An 18,859-nucleotide genomic window follows, 5' to 3' on the forward strand; every position below is an offset into this window, starting at 1 on the left:
GGGGCGGCCAGCCAACGGAGGCGTTACATGCGGAAGTGTTCGCCGAGGTACACGCGACGCACGCTTTCGTTTTCGATGATTTCGCTCGGCGCGCCGGCGGCGAGCACCGAACCGTCGCTGATGATGTATGCGTGGTCGCAGATGCCGAGCGTTTCGCGGACGTTGTGATCGGTAATCAACACGCCGATGTTGCGCTGCTTCAGGAACTTGACGATCTTCTGGATCTCGAGCACCGCGATCGGGTCGACGCCGGCGAACGGCTCGTCGAGCAGGATGAAGTTCGGGTTGGTCGCCAGCGCCCGCGCGATTTCGACGCGACGGCGTTCGCCGCCCGACAGCGACAGCGCCGGGTTCTCGCGCAGGTGGCCGATCTGCAGCTCGTCGAGCAGCGCCTCGGTGCGCGACGCGATCGCGTCCTTCGACAGCCGCTTGCCGTCTTCGCCGTACTGCAGTTCGAGCACCGCGCGGATGTTTTCCTCGACGGTCAGCTTGCGGAACACCGACGCTTCCTGCGGCAGGTACGACAGGCCGAGCGACGCACGCTTGTGGATCGGCAACAGGCTGATCGAGCTGCCGTTCAGTGAAATCTCGCCCGCATCGGTCGGCACGAGGCCGACGATCATGTAGAACGACGTCGTCTTGCCGGCGCCGTTCGGGCCGAGCAGGCCGACGACTTCGCCGCTCTTCACGTCGAGCGACACGTCCTTGACGACCGTGCGCGAGCCGTAGCGCTTCTTCAGGTTGCGGACGACGAGCGAGCTGGTCGTGCCGGCCGGCTGGCGGTTCGGGAGCGCGTTCATTGGCCCGGCGCTCCCTGGATCGTGGTCGACGGCGACAGTTTCGCCGGCGCGCCGTTCAGCGGCCCGGGGCCGCCGTTCTTCGGCGACAGCATCGCGCGCACGCGGCCGTTCGGGTTGCCCGGCGCGGCGACGTCCTTGCCGCCCTTCGCGGTGTAGAAGTCGCGCTGGCCGTCGTACGTGATCACGCTGCCGTGCACGGTGTCGGCGACCGTCGACGTGCCCTGCAGGCGGCGCACGGTCGCGGCGGTCGTCAGCGTCGTCAGGTCCTGCTTGCCGTCGTAGTCGATGCGCTCCGCGTCGCCGTCGATGTATTCGTCGAGACCTTCGCGCTTCTGGCGGAACGTCGCGTGCTTCTTGCCGCTGCCGAACGACGTCGCGTACTGATAGCCTTCGGGATCCTGGCGCACTTCGACGCGGTCGCCCTTGATGATGATCGTGCCTTTCGTGATCACGACGTTGCCGGTCGCGACCGTCACCTGCTTCAGGTCGTCATAGGTCAGGTTGTCCGCCTCGACGTTGATCGGCTTGTTCTGGTCGGCCTTCTCGGCATGGGCGAGCGGCGCCAGCCCGACGAGCGGGAGCGCCACGAGCGTCGCGGCGAGCGCGGCGCGGACGGCGCGCGCAGCGCCGCCGGAATTCTGTCGAGGGAACGGTTCGTTCATGCAGTCACGTGAGGGATGCGTCACCTGGATTGACCTTTCGAGCCGCCGGACGTGTCCGCCGCGGCGATCGTGCCGCGCACGTTGCCGTAAAGCTCGATGACCCGGGTGACGTTGTTGTACTTCATGCCGTCGGTCGCGTTGACGAGCGACAGGCCGCGCTGAAGTTTAACCGGCTTTTCGGTCTGGATCACATCGTCATTGACGAAGATCCGGAAATGCTGGGAATCGGCCTGCATCTGCGGATCGCCGCCGCCGGCCACGCGCAGGATGCGCGCGTCGTCGTACAAATCGACGATCGACACGTCGCCGTTGACGGTGCCGCGCTTCGCGGTGGTCGTCACGACCGGCTTGCCGGGCTGGAACGCGCGCATGGCCGGATCGGTCAGGTCGCTGTTCTCGGTGTCTTCGTAATGGATCAGCTTCGCGGCGGTCAGCCGGTACTGCGTCGTGCCCGTCTGGTCGAGCTCGGTGACCGAGAAGTTGTCCGCGAAATAGTCGGGAGTGTGGCGCTTCGGCTGCACGGTGCCCTCGCCGGGCGGCGGCAGCGTCGCCTGCAGCAGCCACCACGTGATGCCCGCGAGCGCGGCGACCGCGACGAGCGGCAGCAACTGGGTCCAGCGGAAATGCGTGTTCATCCGTCAGGCTCCGCAGGCAGCCGCGAGCAGCGCGTCGTAGCGGCGCTGCGCGCGCAGGATCGCGTCGCAGACTTCGCGCACCGCGCCATGGCCGCCGCGGGCCTCGGCCACCCAGTGCGCGCGGGCGATCACCTCGGGGTGCGCGTTGGCCGGTGCCGTCGCGAAGCCGCAGCGGAGCATCACCGGCAGGTCGGGCCAGTCGTCGCCCATGTAGCCGCAGGCGTCGGCGGTGACGCCGAGCGACGCGATCAGGTCGCCGAACACGGCGAGCTTGTCCTCGACGCCCTGGAACAGATGCGCGATCTTCATTTCCTTCGCGCGCGCCGCGACGATGTCCGAGCGGCGGCCGGTGATGATCGCGGTCGCGATGCCGGCCTCGCCGAGCAGCTTCACGCCGTGGCCGTCGAGCGAATTGAACGACTTCATCGCGTCGCCGGCGGCGGTAAACAGCAGGCCGCCGTCGGTCAGCACGCCGTCGACGTCGAAAATCATCAGCTTCACGCGGCTCGCGCGTTCGGCCGCAGTCAACGCTGCGCTCATCAGATCACCTTCTTCGAAAACAGGTCGTGCATGTTCAGCGCGCCGATCAGCACGCCGTCGGCATCGACCACCAGCATCTGGTTGATCCGGTGGCGCTCCATCAGTTCCACGGCTTCGACCGCGAGGTGGTCGGGGCCGATCGTGCGCGGTTCGCGCGTCATCACGTCGACGATCGGCAGCGTGCGGAAATCGCCGTCGCGCGCGAGCACGCGGCGCAGGTCGCCGTCGGTGAAGATGCCGGCCACGCGGCCGTCGGCGCCGACCACGGCGGTCATGCCCAGCCGCTTCGCGGTGATCTGGAACAGCGCGTCCGACAGCGTTGCGTCGAGCCCGACGCGCGGAATGTCGTCGCCCGAGCGCATCACGTCGCGCACGTGGGTGAGCAGGCGCCGGCCGAGCGCGCCGCCCGGGTGCGAGCGCGCGAAATCCTCGGAGCCGAAGCCGCGCGCGTCGAGCACCGCGACGGCAAGGGCATCGCCGAGCGCGAGCGCGGCGGTCGTGCTCGCGGTGGGAGCGAGGTTCAGCGGGCAGGCTTCCTTCGAGACCGCGGCGTTCAGGTTCACGTCGGCGAGCGTGCCGAGGCTCGATTCCGCGCGGCCCGTGATCGCGATCAGCTTCGCGCCGATCCGCTTCACGAGCGGCAGGATCGCGACGAGCTCTTCCGACTCGCCGGAATACGAGATGCCGATGAAGACGTCGTCCGACGTGACCATGCCGAGGTCGCCGTGGCTGGCCTCGGCCGGGTGGACGAAGAAGGCCGGCGTGCCGGTGCTCGCGAGCGTGGCCGCGATCTTGCGGGCGATATGCCCCGATTTGCCGATGCCGGACACCACGACGCGGCCGCGGCAGCCGAGCAGCAGCGCGACGGCCTGGACGAAGTCGCCGTCGAGCTGGTCGCGCAGCGCGCGCACGGCGTCCGCCTCGATGTCGAGCACGTCGCGGGCGAGCGCGAGCGCCCGGTCATCATTGATTTTCGCTATCATGCGCGGAGTATAGCAAAGGCGTTTGTTCGCCGCGCCGCGCCTTCGGACTTGTCCGATGTCGCTTGCCCACCGCCACCACCCGCGCCCGCATTGCCGTGGCACCGACGAACGAGGACGCTTCGCCCGTGATTTCCCCGCTCGAAATGACCCTGCTGCTGCTGCTGGCCTCGGTGGTGGGCGTCGTCGTATTTCGCTCGTTGAACCTGCCGCCGATGCTCGGCTACCTTACCGTCGGCATCCTGGTCGGCCCGCACGCGTTCGGCGTCGCCGCGGATCTGGAGCGGGCCGAGCATCTCGCGGAATTCGGCGTCGTGTTCCTGATGTTCTCGATCGGCCTCGAATTCTCGCTCGCGAAGCTGAGGGCGATGCAGCGGCTCGTGTTCGGGCTCGGGCTGCTGCAGGTGGTCGCGACGCTCGTGCTTGCGCTCGCGCTGGGCCTGCTGTTCGAGCGCTGGGTGCACATCACGTGGCAGGGCTGCATCGCGCTCGGCGGCGCGCTCGCGATGTCGTCGACGGCGATCGTGTCGAAGATGCTCGCCGAGCGGCTCGAGATCGAGACCGAGCACGGCCGCAACATCTTTGGCGTGCTGCTGTTCCAGGATCTGGCCGTGGTGCCGCTGCTGATCGTGATTGCCGCGTTCGGCGCCGAGTCGTCGAAGGATCTCGCGCTCACGCTCGGTTTCGCGGCGGTCAAGATCGTGATCGCGCTGGCGCTGCTGCTGATCGTCGGGCAGCGTTTCATGACGCGCTGGCTCAACGTCGTCGCGCGGCGCCGCTCGCAGGAGCTGTTCGTGCTGAACCTGCTGCTCGTCACGCTCGGCGCCGCGTTCATCACCGACCGCTTCGGGCTGTCGCTCGCGCTCGGCGCATTCATCGCGGGGATGCTGATCTCCGAGACGCCGTTCCGCCATCAGGTGGAAGAGGACATCAAGCCGTTCCGCGACGTGCTGCTCGGCCTGTTCTTCGTGACGACGGGGATGCTGCTCGACCCGCGCGTGATCTGGGAGCATCCGCTGATCGTGCTCGGCTTCTTCGTCGGGCAGATCCTGTTCAAGGCGACGATGATCGCGGGGCTCGCGCGGCTGTTCGGCGCGACGCCGGGCGTCGCGATGCGCACCGGCATCGGCCTCGCGCAGGCCGGCGAATTCGGTTTCGTGCTGCTGAACCTGATCCTCGACCGGCATCTCGTCGATTCGACGCTGCTGCAGGCGATCCTCGCGTCGATGTTGCTGTCGATGCTCGCCGCGCCGTTCCTGATCCAGAACGCCGACCGGATCGTGATGCGGCTGTCGTCGACGGAATGGATGCAGCAGTCGCTGCAGATGACGCGGATCGCGACGCAAAGCCTCAAGCAGCGCGGCCACGTGATCATCTGCGGCTACGGTCGCGCGGGGCAGAACCTGGCGCGCATGCTCGAGCAGGAAGGCATTTCGTACGTCGCGCTGGACCTCGATCCCGATCGCGTGAGCGCGGCGGCGACGGCCGGCGAATCGGTCGTGTTCGGTGACGCCGCGCGCCGCGAGTCGTTGCTCGCGGCCGGCATTCATCGCGCGGCGGCCGTCGCGATCACGTACGCAAACACGCCGTCGGCGCTGCGCGTGCTGCATCACGTGCACGAACTGGAGCCGACGCTGCCGGCGATCGTGCGCACGGTCGACGACGCCGACCTCGAGAAGCTGCTCGCGGCCGGCGCGACCGAGGTGATTCCGGAGATCGTCGAGGGCAGCCTGATGCTCGCGTCGCACACGCTGGTGCTGGTCGGCGTGCCGATGCGCAAGGTCGTGCGGCGCGTCGAGGAGATGCGCGACGAGCGCTACAGCCTGCTGCGCGGCTATTTCCACGGCGCGGACGATGCGGACGACGACGATCACGAGCAGGTGCGGCTACAATCGGTGCCGGTCGATGCGCGCGCGGACGCGGTCGGGCGCTCGCTGGAGGAGCTCGGGCTGTATGCGCTCGGGCTGGAAGTCACGGCGATCCGCCGGCACGGTATCCGCGGCGTCGAACCCGATCCGCAGACCAAGCTGCGCGCAAGCGACATCGTCGTGCTGCGCGGGCTTCCCGAAGCGCTCGCGCTCGCGGAGGAGCGGCTGTCGCGGCATCGGCGCGAGCCGCCGGCCGCAGTCGCGTGAGTCGCGATTCGATAACCTGACCCGTATTTACTCGAAACGGTGCCCGATCTTCGCGCACCGTTTTTTTCGGAGAGTTTCATGCCGCATTCGTCGTCGGGCGCACCGCTCGATCCGGTCGCCTTCATCCACAGCCAGATCCGCACCGTGCCCGACTGGCCGCAGCCGGGCGTGATGTTCCGCGACATCACGACGCTGCTGCAGAGCCCGAAGGCGCTGCGCATCCTCGTCGACCTGTTCGTCGAACGCTATGTCGATGCGAAGCTCGACTACGTCGCGGGGCTCGATGCGCGCGGCTTCATCATCGCGCCGATCGTCGCGTACGAATTGAGCGTCGGCTTCGTGCCGATCCGCAAGGTCGGCAAGCTGCCGTACAAGACGCGCTCGGAGTCGTACGACCTCGAATACGGCAGCGCGACCGTCGAGATCCACGAAGACGCGTGCCGCCCCGGCGACCGCGTGATTATCATGGACGACCTGATCGCGACCGGCGGCACGATGATGGCGGGGCGCAACCTGCTGCAGCGGCTCGGCGCGGTCGTCGTCGAAGGCGCGGCGATCATCGATCTGCCGGATCTCGGCGGCTCGACGCTGCTGCGCGACGCGGGGCTGCCCGTCTATACCGTCACCGAATTCGCCGGCCACTGAACCCACCGAACCATTGGACGCCGGCCCACGCCGCGAGGTCAAGATGCCCAACTTCATGCTGTTTCTCGCCACGTCGATCGCGATCACGTTCGCGCCGGGGCCCGACAACCTGCAGGTGCTCGCGCGCGGCATCTCGCAGGGCCGTGCGGCCGGCTTCGTCGCCGCGCTCGGCTTCACGGCCGGGATCCTGTTCCATACGACGCTCGCGGCGCTCGGCGTCGCGGCCGTGCTGCGCTCGTCGCCGGTCGCGTTCCAGACGCTGAAGCTCGCGGGCGCCGCGTACCTCGTGTGGATCGGCATCAAGGCGTTGCGCAGCCAGGGTCTCGCGAACGCGCACGAGCGGCCGCCGCAGCCGCTTGGCGCGATCTTCCGGCAGAGCGTGATCGGCAACCTGATGAACCCGAAGGTCACGCTGTTCTTCGTCGTGTTCCTGCCGCAGTTCGTCGATCCGCACGGTGTGCAGGGCGTGACGCTGCAGATGTTCGAGCTCGGCGCACTGTTCATGCTGCAGACGGCCGTGGTGTTCTCGCTGTTCGGCGTCGGCGCGGGCGCGATCGGCACATGGCTGAAGCGTCGCCCGAAGGCCGGCGTGTGGCTCGACCGGATCGCCGGCGCGACCTTCATCGCGATCGGCATCCGGGTCGCACTGAAGGATTGAGCCGATGACCTTTCCGTGCATCGCGGCCGCGCGCCGCTTCGATCCGGCCGCGCACCTGCGTTTCGAGATCGCCGGCGAGCAGGTCGGCTGGGTGCGCCGCCAGGACGTCGCGAAGCTCGCGCGCTGGCCCGACGTGTTCGAGCTGACCGACGCGCGCGTCGTGCTGTCGGCGCGTTACGACACGGTCGACGCGCGCAGCATGGCGCTCGCGAGCGCGATCGGCGCGCTGGCGGCCGAAGGCGCGATTCCGGGCTGGCGCGACGAGATCTACGCGATCCGCAACCGCTTCGACGATCCGCCGCTCGCGTATATCGAACGCGCCGCATCGCGCTTCTTCGGCACGCAGACCTATGCGGTGCATCTGAACGGCATCGTAGAATATGCGGTTGCGCCGGGCGAGCCGGCCGTGCCGCGGATGTGGCTCGGCCGGCGCAGCGCGACCAAGGCCACCGATCCCGGCATGCTCGACAACGTCGTCGCGGGCGGCATCGGCTGGGGCCTGGGCGTTCACGAGACGCTTGAGAAGGAATGCTGGGAAGAGGCCGGCATGCCGGCCGAACTGGCGGCGCGCGCGATCGCGGGCCGCGCGGTGCAGGTGCTGTGCTCGCTGCCGGAAGGCACGCAGTCCGAACTGATCTTCGTGTACGACCTGCCGCTGCCGCGCGACTTCGCGCCGCACAACCAGGACGGCGAAGTGGCCGAGCACCTGCTGGCCGGCGTGCCCGAGGTGATCGGCTGGCTGCGCGAAGGCCGCGCGACGATGGACGCGAGCCTCGCGATGCTCGACACGCTGCTGCGCCATCGCTGGCTTTCGGCGGCCGACGCGGCGGGCATCGACGCGCTGTTCGCGCCTGCCGCGTGACGCGCGGCATGCCGGCGCGCGCCGGGGCCCGGGCGCGGCCGAACGAACGGCCTATTTGACGAATACCGAAACGAAGGGAGTAGCGGTCATGTCGACCGATCACAGCTTTATCTTGAAACTGTCGTGCCCCGACCGGCACGGCATCGTCCACGCGGTCTCGGGCTTCCTGTTCGAACGCGCCAACAACATCCTCGATTCGGCGCAGTTCGGCGACAGCCGCACCGGCGAGTTCTTCATGCGCGTGCACTTCGTGCAGGACGGCGACGGCGCGGATGCCGCGGCGGCGCTCGACACGCTTCGCCAGGAATTCGCGCCGCTCGCCGAGCAGTTCGCGATGCGCTGGGAGATGCACGACGCGGCCGTGAAGCCGCGCGTCGTGATCATGGTCTCGAAGATCGGCCACTGCCTGAACGACCTGCTGTTCCGCTACCGCACCGGCCAGCTGCCGATCGAGATCCCGGCGATCGTGTCGAACCACAAGGAGTTCTACCAGCTCGCCGCGAGCTACAACATCCCGTTCCATCACTTCCCGCTCGTCGGCGGCTCGTCCGATGCGGCGAAGGCCGCGCAGGAAGCGCGCGTGCTCGAAGTGATCGACGAGCACCAGGCCGACCTCGTCGTGCTCGCGCGCTACATGCAGATCCTGTCGCCGAACATGTGCGAGCAGCTCGCCGGCCGGGCGATCAACATCCACCATTCGTTCCTGCCGAGCTTCAAGGGCGCGAAGCCGTACTACCAGGCGTTCGACCGCGGCGTGAAGCTGATCGGCGCGACCGCGCACTACGTGACGACCGACCTCGACGAAGGTCCGATCATCGAGCAGGAAGTCGAGCGCGTCGACCACAGCATGACGCCCGACCAGCTCACCGCGATCGGCCGCGACGTCGAGTGCGTGACGCTCGCGCGCGCGGTGAAGTGGCACGTCGAGCACCGGATCGTGCTGAACGGGACGAAGACGGTCGTGTTCCGCTGACCGGCCGTTGCCGCAAACGAAAACGCCGCGCTCTTCACGAGACGCGGCGTTTTTTTATCGAGTGATCGGTGACTCGGCCTGCGCGGCCGTCAGATCAGCCGCAGCATGTACAGCTCGCGCTTCAGATACGCATAGAAGATCGGCGCGGCGATCACGCCCGGCAGCCCGAATGCGGCTTCCATGATCAGCATCGCGAGCAGCAGCTCCCACGCGCGCGACTCGATCTGGCCGCCGATGATCTTCGCGTTCAGGAAGTACTCGAACTTGTGGATCACGACGAGGAACGCGAGCGACGCGATCGCAGTGCCCATGCTGACCGACAGCGACACCGCGACGATCAGCGTGTTCGAGATCAGGTTGCCGATCACGGGCAGCAGGCCGACGATGAACGTGACGAGCACGAGCGTCTTCGACAGCGGCAGCCGCTGGTGGAAGATCGGCAGCGCGACGAGCAGGTAGATGCCGGTGAAGATCGCGTTGATCGCCGAGATCTTGATCTGCGCGAACACGATCCGGCGGAACGATTCGGCGAAGCGCGACACGCGCGTGACGAGCGCGGTCGACAGCGGCCGGCGCACCTTGCCGTGCTCGACGCCGATCGCGATCATCGCGCCGATGATCATCCCGAACAGCACGTGGCCGAAGCCGCGCGCGACGCTCTTGCCGCCTTGCTGGAGCTGGTCCATGTGCGAATGCATCAGCAGCGCCGCCTTGGCCTTCATCTGTTCGACGTCGACCGGCAGCACGTTTGCGATCCAGGACGGCGTGCGGGCGCGGGTCTGCTCGACGATCTGCATCAGCTGGTCGAGCAGGCTCTGCAGGTTCGGCACCGTGTGCTCGAAGTGCTCGATGATGCCGATCGTCAGGCCCGTGAGGCCGCCGACGATCGCCACCGACAGCAGCACGACGGCGACCCAGCGCGCGCGCATGCTCGTGGTGTGGCGTTCGACCACCGGCGCGATCGTGTGGATCAGTTGATAGACCAGCATGCCGGCCAGCAGCCCGCCCAGCAGCTTGAGCTCGATGACGAGCACCATCGCGACGAGGGCGAACAGGTAGCTGCCGATCTCGATCGCCGACAGCTTCGGCAGGCTGAAGTCGCTCGTCAGCCGCACGCTGCGCAGGTGCGGCTCGCGGTTCTGCGCGTCGCGCGACTCTTGTTGCTTCTCCATCATGGATTCCTGTCGTTCGGGTGTCGTGCCGCGCGGTGGGCGGTACGACGGCGGCCGCCCGGCGCCGCACCGGATTGGTGCGGATGGCGAACCTTACGACCGTAAAGTATAGCTGCCATTATGGTCCGCCACGGGGCTGTTTGGCTCGTGGTGTATACGCAGAAGGGAAAACCGCAGAAGGGAAAACGAGGAGGCCGGCGCCGCCGCGGGCGCCGGGCGCGCGCGGCCGGCAGCCGCGCGCGGGAACGGAAAGTGTGTCAGCCGGCCGCCGCCTTGCGGGTGGGGCGCTTGAGCAGCGGCGCCAGATACTTGCCGGTGAAGCTCGCCTTGGTCTTCGCGACCTGCTCGGGCGTGCCCTGCGCGATGATCTGCCCGCCGCCGGCACCGCCTTCGGGCCCGAGGTCGATCACCCAGTCGGCCGTCTTGATCACGTCGAGGTTGTGCTCGATGATCACGACGGTGTTGCCCTGGTCGCGCAGCCGGTGGATCACTTCGAGCAGCAGCGCGATGTCGTGGAAGTGCAGGCCGGTGGTCGGCTCGTCGAGGATGTACAGCGTGCGGCCCGTGTCGCGTTTCGACAGCTCCAGCGACAGCTTCACGCGCTGCGCCTCGCCGCCCGACAGCGTCGTGGCCGACTGGCCGAGGCGGATGTAGCCGAGGCCGACGTCGAGCAGCGTCTTCAGCTTGCGCGCGATGACCGGCACCGCGCTGAAGAATTCGTACGCATGCTCGACCGTCATGTCGAGCACTTCGCTGATGTTCTTGCCCTTGTACTGCACTTCGAGCGTCTCACGGTTGTAGCGCTTGCCGTGGCACACGTCGCACGGCACGTAGACGTCCGGCAGGAAGTGCATCTCGACCTTCAGCACGCCGTCGCCCTGGCACGACTCGCAGCGGCCGCCCTTCACGTTGAACGAGAAGCGGCCCGGATCGTAGCCGCGCTCCTTCGCGGTCGGCACACCCGAGAACAGCTCGCGGATCGGCGTGAACAGGCCCGTGTAGGTGGCCGGGTTCGAGCGCGGCGTGCGGCCGATCGGCGACTGGTCGACGTTGATCACCTTGTCGAAGTGCTCGAGGCCCTCGATCGCCTCGTGCGGCGCCGGCTCCGCCGACGAGCCGTACAGGTGGCGCGCGACCGCGTGGTACAGCGTGTCGTTGATCAGCGTCGACTTGCCGGAACCCGACACGCCGGTGATGCAGGTCAACAGGCCGACCGGCAGCTCGAGATCGACGTGCTTCAGGTTGTTGCCGTGCGCGTCGACGATGCGCAGCATCCGCTCCGGATCGGGTGCGATGCGCTCGTCCGGGTACTCGATCGTGCGCTTGCCGACCAGATACTGGCCCGTCAGCGACTGCGGGTTCGACTGCACCTGCTTCGGCGTGCCTTCGGCGACCACCACGCCGCCGTGCTCGCCCGCGCCGGGGCCCATGTCGACGACGTAGTCGGCCGTGCGGATCATGTCCTCGTCGTGCTCGACGACGATCACCGAGTTGCCGAGGTCGCGCAGATGCTTGAGCGTCGCGATCAGGCGGTCGTTGTCGCGCTGGTGCAGGCCGATCGACGGCTCGTCGAGCACGTACATCACGCCGGTCAGGCCCGAGCCGATCTGCGATGCCAGCCGGATCCGCTGCGCCTCGCCGCCGGACAGCGTCTCGGCGCTGCGCTCGAGCGACAGGTAGTCGAGGCCGACGTTGTTCAGGAAGGTCAGGCGCGCGACGATTTCCTTGATCACCTTGTCGGCGATCTCGCGCTTCGCGCCGTCGAGCGACAGGCCGTCGAAATAGCCGAGCGCATCGCGCAGCGGCCAGCTGCTGATCTCGTAGATGCCGCGCGCGTAGTCGCCGGTGCCGACCCGCACGTGGCGCGCCTCGCGGCGCAGCCGCGTGCCGTCGCACGACGGGCACGGCTGGTTGTTCTGGTATTTCGCGAGTTCCTCGCGTACGGCGACCGAATCGGTTTCGCGATAGCGGCGCTCGAGGTTCGGGATGATCCCTTCGAACACGTGCTCGCGGATCGTCGTGCGGCCGCGCTCGTTGATGTACGAGAACGGGATCGTCTGCTTGCCCGAGCCGAACAGCAGCACCTTGCGGATCTTCTCCGGCAGGTCTTCGAATGCGGCGTCGATGTCGAATTCGTAGAACGCCGCCAGGCTCTGCAGCATCTGGAAGTAGAACTGGTTGCGGCGATCCCAGCCTTTCACGGCGCCGGCCGCGAGCGACAGCGACGGGTGCGCGACGACCCGCTTCGGATCGAAGAACGTGATCTGGCCAAGGCCGTCGCATTCCGGGCACGCGCCCATCGGGTTGTTGAACGAGAACAGGCGCGGCTCGAGCTCCTGCAGCGAGTACGAGCAGATCGGGCACGCGAACTTCGAGCTGAACAGGTGCTCGCGGTCGGTGTCCATCTCTAGCGCGATCGCGCGGCCGTCGGCGAGGCGCAGCGCGGTCTCGAACGATTCGGCGAGGCGCTGCTTCATGTCCGGGCGCACCTTCAGGCGGTCGACGACGACGTCGATCGTGTGCTTGTCGTTCTTCTTGAGCTTCGGCAGCGACTCGACCTCGAAGATTTTCGCGACACCCTCGTTCGCCGTGCCGCCGCCCGAGCGCACGCGAAAGCGGACGAAACCCTGCGCCTGCATGTCCTCGAACAGCTCGGCGTGCTCGCCCTTGCGGTTCGCGACGACCGGCGCGAGGATCATCAGCTTGGTTTCCTCGGGCAGCGCAAGCGCCGCGTCGACCATCTGCGACACGCTCTGCGCCTCGAGCGGGATGTCGTGGTCCGGGCAATACGGCGTGCCGACACGTGCGAACAAAAGTCGCAGGTAGTCGTGGATTTCGGTGACCGTGCCGACGGTCGAACGCGGGTTGTGGGACGTCGCCTTCTGCTCGATCGAGATCGCGGGCGACAACCCCTCGATCAGGTCGACGTCGGGTTTCTCCATCAACTGCAGGAACTGGCGGGCGTACGCGGACAGGCTTTCGACGTAGCGGCGCTGGCCTTCGGCATAAAGGGTGTCGAACGCGAGCGACGACTTGCCCGACCCGGACAACCCGGTAATCACGACCAGCTTGTGGCGCGGCAGGTCGAGATTGACGTTTTTCAGGTTGTGGGTGCGTGCCCCACGGATACGGATCTGTTCCATGAACCTGGCGAAAATGGAGGGAACCAAACCTGCTACTATAACGGCTTTTCGAGGCCGTCGTTGGGGGCCCCCAGCCTTTGCAGCAGCTGGCAGCAAGGCGATTCCACGCCAGGGAAGCGGCTGCGCCGCACGGCTCGAGGCGGCCCGCAGGCAGCCTGCGTGACGGCCCGGAAAGTGGTCCCGGAACGTGCCCGCCAGGCCTGCCGGGCCAGTGGCCCTGATCTTCCGCCGCCCGCCGCCGGGCGGACATTCCGATCATTCGAAATTCATTCCCGATGTCCAATCCGTCCGCCACGTCTTCCCGCATGAGCGCGCCCGAACTGCGCGCGACCACGTCGCTCGCGGCGATCTTCGCGCTGCGCATGCTCGGCCTGTTCATGATCATGCCGGTGTTCTCGGTCTACGCGAAAACCATCCCGGGCGGCGACAACGTGCTGCTCGTCGGCATCGCACTCGGGGCCTACGGCGTCACGCAGTCGCTGCTCTACATCTTCTACGGGTGGGCGTCGGACAAGTTCGGCCGCAAGCCCGTGATCGCCACCGGTCTCCTGATCTTCGCGCTCGGCAGCTTCGTCGCCGCGTTCGCACACGACATCACGTGGATCATCGTCGGCCGCGTGATCCAGGGCATGGGCGCCGTGTCGTCCGCGGTGCTCGCGTTCATTGCCGACCTGACTTCCGAGCAGAACCGCACCAAGGCGATGGCGATGGTCGGCGGCTCGATCGGCGTGTCGTTCGCGGTCGCGATCGTCGGCGCGCCGATCGTGTTCCACTGGGTCGGGATGAGCGGGCTGTTCGCGATCGTCGGCGTGCTGTCGATCCTCGCGATCGGCGTCGTGATGTGGATCGTGCCGGATGCGGCGAAGCCCGTGCACGTGCCGGCGCCGTTCGGCGAGGTGCTGCACAACGGCGAACTGCTGCGCCTGAATTTCGGCGTGCTCGTGCTGCATGCGACGCAGACTGCGCTGTTTCTCGTCGTGCCGCGTCTGCTCGTCGACGGCGGGCTGCCGGTCGCCGCGCACTGGAAGGTCTACCTGCCGGTGATGGGGCTCGCGTTCGTGATGATGGTCCCGGCGATCATCGTCGCGGAAAAACGGGGCAAGATGAAGCCGGTGCTGCTCGGCGGCATTCTGGCTATCCTGATCGGCCAATTGTTGCTCGGCAGCGCACCGCATACCATCCTGATTGTGGCGGCGATTCTTTTCGTGTACTTCCTCGGCTTCAACATCCTGGAAGCATCGCAGCCGTCGCTCGTGTCGAAGCTCGCGCCGGGTTCGCGCAAGGGCGCGGCCACGGGCGTCTACAACACCACGCAATCGATCGGGCTCGCGCTCGGCGGCATCGTGGGCGGCTGGCTGCTGAAGCACGGCGGCGCGAACACCGTCTTCTATGCATGCTCGGGACTCGTGGCGGCGTGGCTTATAATCGCGGCCAGCATGAAAGCGCCGCCGCGCAAGGCCTGAATCCTTTTTTCGGGCAGGCACCGGCGGCGCTCGCCGGCTTGCCCGGCGGGCTGCCGCGACGACATTCGCGGGCGGCCCGGCATCGAATCTACTGGAGAAACACATGGCATCCGTCAACAAGGTCATCCTCGTCGGCAACCTCGGCGCCGATCCTGAAGTCCGTTACCTGCCGAGCGGCGACGCGGTTGCGAACATCCGCCTCGCGACGACCGACCGCTACAAGGACAAGGCAAGCGGCGATTTCAAGGAAATGACCGAGTGGCACCGCGTCGCGTTTTTCGGCCGCCTCGCCGAAATCGTCAGCGAATACCTGAAGAAGGGTTCGTCGGTCTATATCGAAGGCCGTATCCGCACGCGCAAGTGGCAGGGCCAGGACGGCCAGGATCGCTATTCGACCGAAATCGTCGCCGACCAGATGCAGATGCTCGGCGGCCGCGGCGGTTCGGGCGGCGGCGGTGGCGGCGGTGACGAAGGCGGTTACGGCGGCGGCTACGGTGGTGGCGGCGGCGGTCGCGGCGGCGAGCAGATAGAACGCGGCGGTGGCGGCGGCCGTGCCGGCGGTGCGCCGCGCGGCGGTGCAGGCGGCGCTCAGAGCCGTCCGAGCGCGCCGGCAGGCGGCGGTTTCGACGAGATGGACGACGATATTCCGTTCTGACGGCACGTCGCCATCCCGCACCGGAATGGGCCCGAATGTCCGAGTCAAGCCAGTCGCTTGGCACGGACCTTCGGGTCTTTTTTCGTTTACGCCCCACGCCCCGGAGGCCGATCGTGGCTGATGCGCTACCCGACCTCATCGCGCCGCGGCTCGACGTGCTGTTCTGCGGGCTCAACCCCGGCATGACTGCCGCCGCGACAGGGCATCACTTCGCGGGCAGGAACAACCGCTTCTGGCGCGTGCTGCATCTTGCCGGCTTCACCCCGGACGAAATCGCGCCGACGGACGACCGGACGATCCTCGCGTACGGATGCGGGCTGACCGCGGTGGTGCCGCGGCCGACCGCGAGCGCCGATCAGTTGTCGCATGCGGAATTCGTCGCGCACGCGGCCGTCTTCGAGCAGAAGATCGTGCATTACGCGCCGCGCTTCGTCGCGTTCCTGGGCAAGGCGGCTTACGCCGCGCTCTCCGGGCGACGCGAGATCGCATGGGGCAGGCAGGCCGAGCACATGCGGCATGCGGTCGTGTGGATCCTGCCGAACCCGAGCGGCAGGAACCGCGCATTCGGCATCGACGAACTGGTCGACGCGTATCGCCAGCTACGAGAAGCGGCGCACGCCGGTTCCGGCCGCCGGCAGCGCGGGGCGTCCGATGCCGCGCAATAAGCCCGTGCCTGACTGGCCCGGCACGCTGCTGCCGCGCTCGTTCTTCGATCGCGCGGCCCCCGAAGTCGCGCCGCAATTGCTGAACAAGATACTCGCAGCGGCCGACGGCCGCGCCGGCCGGATCGTCGAAGTGGAGGCCTATGCGGGTGCGATCGATCCTGCCGCGCATACGTACCGAGGCAAAACGCCGCGCAATGCGACGATGTTCGGGCCGCCCGGGCACATGTACGTCTATTTCACCTATGGCATGCACTGGTGCTGCAATTGCGTGTGCGGCCCGCAACGCACCGGCACGGGCGTGCTGATTCGTGCGCTGGAACCGCTGCACGGGCTCGAACGGATGCGCGCGGCGCGGCCGCCGCTGACGCGCGATCGCGATCTGTGCCGGGGGCCCGCACGGCTGACCCAGGCACTCGGTATCACGGGCGCGCAGGACGGCGTCGATCTGGTCGCCGCGCTTGAAGGTTTCGCGATCGTGGACGACGGCATGGCGCCGCCCGCGAACCTGGCGGGCGGGCCGCGCGTCGGCATTCGCGTCGGCCAGGACCTCCCGTGGCGATGGAGCGTGCCCGGCAATCGTCATGTGTCGGGACCCGTGCCCACTATCTGATGCATGTCACGCGGCCGCCATGATTGTCCGGCTAAGCTCATCGTTTCGACGTATCGATCGAAGGAGACACCATGCGGCGGGTCGTGTTCAACCAGAAGGGCAGTGTGGGCAAGTCGACGATCGTCTGCAACCTGGCGGCGATCAGCGCGAGCGAAGGACTGCGCACGCTCGTCATCGACCTCGACGCGCAGGCGAATTCCACGCGCTACCTGCTCGGCGAGCGCGCGAGCGACGCCCGCCCCGGCGCAGCGGAATTCTTCGAGACTGCGCTGACGTTCAACTTCCGGCCGGTCGACGTCGCATCGTTCATCCATCCGACGCCGTTCGACGGGCTCGACGTGATGCCCGCGCATCCGGATCTCGACACGCTGCACGGCAAGCTCGAGTCGCGCTACAAGATCTACAAGCTGCGCGATGCGCTCAACGAGCTCGACGCCTACGATGCCGTCTACATCGACACGCCGCCCGCGCTGAACTTCTACACGCGCTCGGCGCTGATCGCGGTCGAACGCTGCCTGATTCCGTTCGACTGCGACGACTTCTCGCGCCGCGCGCTGTACACGCTGCTCGAAAACGTGAAGGAAATCCAGCAGGACCACAACGCGGCGCTCGAGGTCGAAGGAATCGTCATCAACCAGTTCCAGCCGCGCGCGAGCCTGCCGCAGCGCCTGGTCGACGAACTCGTCGAGGAGGGGCTGCCGGTGCTGGCGTCGCGGCTGTCGGCATCGGTGAAGATTCGCGAGTCGCATCAGCAGTCGAAGCCGGTGATCCATCTCGAGCCGGCGCACAAGCTTGCGCAGGAGTTTCGCGCGCTGCATCGGGAATTGATCGGATGAGATCCGGTGAGCGTGTTCGGTAATTGCTCTGATTATTGAAATCGTTATTAATAATCCTGGTAACGATTCCGGAATAAATCTGGAAAAACGATTACATCGGAAAATCGGTCCGTCTTCAATGGCTACCTTTTTTCTAATAACGGAAATAATGACGTGGTAAATGTTGCGGATGGCCGCGTCGGGTTATGCTGTAAAAAAGTAAAAGCCACTGCCGGACAACGTGTCGCAGCGTGGCCCCATTGTGGGGCAATGCCATTGAGGAACGGCCATTTCATCGGATAAGGGTTTTCACCTAGTATTGATTCCACATAATCGACAATTAATCAATCTAGAATGGCCTTTCTCAACCGGTCGCGGTCAATGACCTCCGCGGTCGTGAATAAGGAAGCGGACTTCGATCCGGCTTCCATTTTCTTTACGTCGTCTCTCGCATTTGCCAACAGGAGCGTGCCCGATGTCCGTATTTGCCCCCGAAAAATTCGCCGCCGATTATCAGTCCGGCATCGCTGCGTGGTTCGCGATTGCCCGTCCGGCCATCAAGGGCTTTGAAGCCGTCGTCGAACTCAACCTGCAAGTGGCCAAGACGGCGCTCGAGGAGTACGAGGACAAGCTGAAGAACGCGTTCAACTCGGGCAACCCGGCTGCAGGCTTCGCGCAGCAGGTCGCCGTCCCGCAGGAGGCCGCAGGCAAGGCCGTCGCGTACGGCCGCCATCTGTTCGATATTGCGGTGTCGACGCAGGCCGAATGGGCGAAGGTCGCCCAGGCTCAGTACGAGCAGAACGACAAGCGCGTGAAGGAAGTAGTCGGCGAACTGACGAAGCACGCGCCGGCGGGCTCGGGCGCCGTGGTCGCCGCGCTGAATTCGGCACTGTCGGCGGCGAGCGCTGCGGCCGACTCCGTGCGTGCCGCGACGGGGCAGGCGATCGAGGCCGCGCAGAGCGGCTTCGACGCGGTCAGCGAAACGACGGCCCGCGGGGCCAAGCAGACCGCCGCCGCCGCTCGCAAGGAAACCGCTTCGCGCGAATCGGCTGCATGAGCGCGTGTCGCGCGCAGGCGCGACATTGATCGAGCGGCGCCGGCAGGCGCCGGCCGCCGCGTGTGCCGCGTGGCGTTCGGCGTATGTCCGGTTCGCCGCATCGTGCCCGGACACCGGACACGGCCGGGGCGGCCGGATGCGCGGCGCGCACGAGTGCGCGAGCGTGCAGCCGCGTCGCCGGCCGCACGGCGCTCACGCGCCGCCGCCGCGCCGTACCGGCACGCAATGCGAATCGACCCACTGATTTCAATGCAGGAAGAGAACATGACGGACGTAGTGATCGTATCGGCCGCGCGGACCGCGGTCGGCAAATTCGGCGGCTCGCTCGCGAAGGTCGCGGCACCGGAGCTGGGCGCGACGGTGATTCGCGCGGTGCTGGAGCGTTCGGG

At 67.1% G+C, this 18,859-nt stretch carries 19 protein-coding genes; 12 read left to right on the forward strand and 7 right to left on the reverse strand.

The annotated features are described in order from the left end of the window. Window positions 1–23: 23 nt before the first annotated feature. From lptB to kdsD, 5 genes are read right to left on the reverse strand one after another with little or no spacing between them, the layout of a single operon-like run. Window positions 24–800 carry an LPS export ABC transporter ATP-binding protein gene (lptB, locus tag HW466_RS21550; RefSeq protein WP_059507772.1) on the reverse strand — a complete coding sequence of 259 codons (777 nt, stop codon included), beginning with the start codon at window positions 798–800 and terminating at the stop codon, window positions 24–26. Next, the gene (gene lptA, locus HW466_RS21555; RefSeq protein ID WP_059507771.1) at window positions 797–1,462 is read right to left on the reverse strand and encodes a lipopolysaccharide transport periplasmic protein LptA; all 666 of its coding nucleotides are present in this window, start codon (window positions 1,460–1,462) and stop codon (window positions 797–799) included. Before lptA ends, lptB begins: the two co-directional genes overlap by 4 nt. 20 nt (window positions 1,463–1,482) lie before the next feature. After that, on the reverse strand, window positions 1,483–2,097 hold the full coding sequence (gene lptC / locus HW466_RS21560) for an LPS export ABC transporter periplasmic protein LptC (protein WP_059451451.1): 615 nt from the start codon (window positions 2,095–2,097) through the stop codon (window positions 1,483–1,485). 3 nt (window positions 2,098–2,100) lie between these two features. Further along, window positions 2,101–2,637, reverse strand: coding sequence for a KdsC family phosphatase (locus HW466_RS21565; RefSeq protein WP_059798232.1), 537 nt, complete (start codon window positions 2,635–2,637; stop codon window positions 2,101–2,103). After that, a complete protein-coding gene (gene kdsD / locus HW466_RS21570) occupies window positions 2,637–3,620 on the reverse strand; it encodes an arabinose 5-phosphate isomerase KdsD (RefSeq protein WP_059451449.1) in 984 nt (327 codons plus the stop codon). Before kdsD ends, HW466_RS21565 begins: the two co-directional genes overlap by 1 nt. Window positions 3,621–3,745: 125 nt before the next feature. On the opposite strand from kdsD, the gene HW466_RS21575 reads away from it, so the two are divergent. The 5 genes from HW466_RS21575 (at window position 3,746) to purU (ending at window position 8,890) form a co-directional block, all read left to right on the forward strand. After that, window positions 3,746–5,752: a monovalent cation:proton antiporter family protein gene (locus tag HW466_RS21575; protein ID WP_059451609.1), complete on the forward strand. Its 2,007-nt coding sequence runs from the start codon at window positions 3,746–3,748 to the stop codon at window positions 5,750–5,752. Window positions 5,753–5,830: 78 nt separating this feature from the next. Beyond that, the gene (locus HW466_RS21580; protein WP_059545000.1) at window positions 5,831–6,397 is read left to right on the forward strand and encodes an adenine phosphoribosyltransferase; all 567 of its coding nucleotides are present in this window, start codon (window positions 5,831–5,833) and stop codon (window positions 6,395–6,397) included. A 43-nt stretch (window positions 6,398–6,440) separates the two neighbouring features. Continuing rightward, window positions 6,441–7,055, forward strand: a complete 615-nt coding sequence (locus tag HW466_RS21585) for a LysE family translocator (protein ID WP_059451447.1) — start codon at window positions 6,441–6,443, stop codon at window positions 7,053–7,055. 4 nt (window positions 7,056–7,059) lie between these two features. Next, complete coding sequence (locus HW466_RS21590) at window positions 7,060–7,917, forward strand: NUDIX hydrolase (RefSeq protein WP_147956575.1); 858 nt, start codon at window positions 7,060–7,062, stop codon at window positions 7,915–7,917. 88 nt (window positions 7,918–8,005) lie between these two features. After that, window positions 8,006–8,890: a formyltetrahydrofolate deformylase gene (gene purU, locus HW466_RS21595; protein ID WP_059451445.1), complete on the forward strand. Its 885-nt coding sequence runs from the start codon at window positions 8,006–8,008 to the stop codon at window positions 8,888–8,890. 89 nt (window positions 8,891–8,979) lie between these two features. Here the strand turns inward: purU and HW466_RS21600 are convergent, their stop codons facing one another. Further along, complete coding sequence (locus tag HW466_RS21600; protein WP_059451444.1) at window positions 8,980–10,062, reverse strand: AI-2E family transporter; 1,083 nt, start codon at window positions 10,060–10,062, stop codon at window positions 8,980–8,982. A 257-nt stretch (window positions 10,063–10,319) separates the two neighbouring features. Next, entirely contained in the window at window positions 10,320–13,205 is a 2,886-nt protein-coding gene (uvrA, locus tag HW466_RS21605) for an excinuclease ABC subunit UvrA (protein ID WP_059451443.1), read from the reverse strand. A 275-nt stretch (window positions 13,206–13,480) separates the two neighbouring features. On the opposite strand from uvrA, the gene HW466_RS21610 reads away from it, so the two are divergent. The 7 genes from HW466_RS21610 to HW466_RS32405 all read left to right on the forward strand — a co-directional run. Next, window positions 13,481–14,668 carry an MFS transporter gene (locus tag HW466_RS21610; RefSeq protein WP_059451442.1) on the forward strand — a complete coding sequence of 396 codons (1,188 nt, stop codon included), beginning with the start codon at window positions 13,481–13,483 and terminating at the stop codon, window positions 14,666–14,668. Between the two features lie 103 nt (window positions 14,669–14,771). Further along, on the forward strand, window positions 14,772–15,323 hold the full coding sequence (locus HW466_RS21615; RefSeq protein ID WP_174905987.1) for a single-stranded DNA-binding protein: 552 nt from the start codon (window positions 14,772–14,774) through the stop codon (window positions 15,321–15,323). A 113-nt stretch (window positions 15,324–15,436) separates the two neighbouring features. Further along, a complete protein-coding gene (gene mug / locus HW466_RS21620; protein ID WP_151006558.1) occupies window positions 15,437–15,988 on the forward strand; it encodes a G/U mismatch-specific DNA glycosylase in 552 nt (183 codons plus the stop codon). Next, entirely contained in the window at window positions 15,975–16,598 is a 624-nt protein-coding gene (locus tag HW466_RS21625; RefSeq protein WP_151006559.1) for a DNA-3-methyladenine glycosylase, read from the forward strand. Before mug ends, HW466_RS21625 begins: the two co-directional genes overlap by 14 nt. Window positions 16,599–16,669: 71 nt before the next feature. Next, window positions 16,670–17,434, forward strand: a complete 765-nt coding sequence (locus HW466_RS21630; RefSeq protein ID WP_151006560.1) for a ParA family protein — start codon at window positions 16,670–16,672, stop codon at window positions 17,432–17,434. A 454-nt stretch (window positions 17,435–17,888) separates the two neighbouring features. After that, on the forward strand, window positions 17,889–18,470 hold the full coding sequence (phaP, locus tag HW466_RS21635; RefSeq protein ID WP_059451437.1) for a TIGR01841 family phasin: 582 nt from the start codon (window positions 17,889–17,891) through the stop codon (window positions 18,468–18,470). A 264-nt stretch (window positions 18,471–18,734) separates the two neighbouring features. After that, window positions 18,735–18,859 (forward strand): thiolase family protein (locus HW466_RS32405; protein WP_455708842.1); only part of this gene is annotated, 125 nt, incomplete at its 3' end.

The organism is Burkholderia territorii, from assembly GCF_902833055.1.
In the GTDB taxonomy this organism is placed as follows: Bacteria; Pseudomonadota; Gammaproteobacteria; order Burkholderiales; family Burkholderiaceae; genus Burkholderia; species Burkholderia territorii.

Coding starts and splice junctions, on each gene's coding strand:
- lptB (WP_059507772.1), bottom strand. CDS start 800: ATGAACGCGCTCCCGAACCGCCAGCCGGCCGGCACGACCAGCTCGCTC.
- lptA (WP_059507771.1), bottom strand. CDS start 1,462: ATGAACGAACCGTTCCCTCGACAGAATTCCGGCGGCGCTGCGCGCGCC.
- lptC (WP_059451451.1), bottom strand. CDS start 2,097: ATGAACACGCATTTCCGCTGGACCCAGTTGCTGCCGCTCGTCGCGGTC.
- HW466_RS21565 (WP_059798232.1), bottom strand. CDS start 2,637: ATGAGCGCAGCGTTGACTGCGGCCGAACGCGCGAGCCGCGTGAAGCTG.
- kdsD (WP_059451449.1), bottom strand. CDS start 3,620: ATGATAGCGAAAATCAATGATGACCGGGCGCTCGCGCTCGCCCGCGAC.
- HW466_RS21580 (WP_059545000.1), top strand. CDS start 5,831: ATGCCGCATTCGTCGTCGGGCGCACCGCTCGATCCGGTCGCCTTCATC.
- HW466_RS21585 (WP_059451447.1), top strand. CDS start 6,441: ATGCCCAACTTCATGCTGTTTCTCGCCACGTCGATCGCGATCACGTTC.
- HW466_RS21590 (WP_147956575.1), top strand. CDS start 7,060: ATGACCTTTCCGTGCATCGCGGCCGCGCGCCGCTTCGATCCGGCCGCG.
- purU (WP_059451445.1), top strand. CDS start 8,006: ATGTCGACCGATCACAGCTTTATCTTGAAACTGTCGTGCCCCGACCGG.
- HW466_RS21600 (WP_059451444.1), bottom strand. CDS start 10,062: ATGGAGAAGCAACAAGAGTCGCGCGACGCGCAGAACCGCGAGCCGCAC.
- uvrA (WP_059451443.1), bottom strand. CDS start 13,205: ATGGAACAGATCCGTATCCGTGGGGCACGCACCCACAACCTGAAAAAC.
- HW466_RS21610 (WP_059451442.1), top strand. CDS start 13,481: ATGTCCAATCCGTCCGCCACGTCTTCCCGCATGAGCGCGCCCGAACTG.
- HW466_RS21615 (WP_174905987.1), top strand. CDS start 14,772: ATGGCATCCGTCAACAAGGTCATCCTCGTCGGCAACCTCGGCGCCGAT.
- HW466_RS21625 (WP_151006559.1), top strand. CDS start 15,975: ATGCCGCGCAATAAGCCCGTGCCTGACTGGCCCGGCACGCTGCTGCCG.
- HW466_RS21630 (WP_151006560.1), top strand. CDS start 16,670: ATGCGGCGGGTCGTGTTCAACCAGAAGGGCAGTGTGGGCAAGTCGACG.
- phaP (WP_059451437.1), top strand. CDS start 17,889: ATGTCCGTATTTGCCCCCGAAAAATTCGCCGCCGATTATCAGTCCGGC.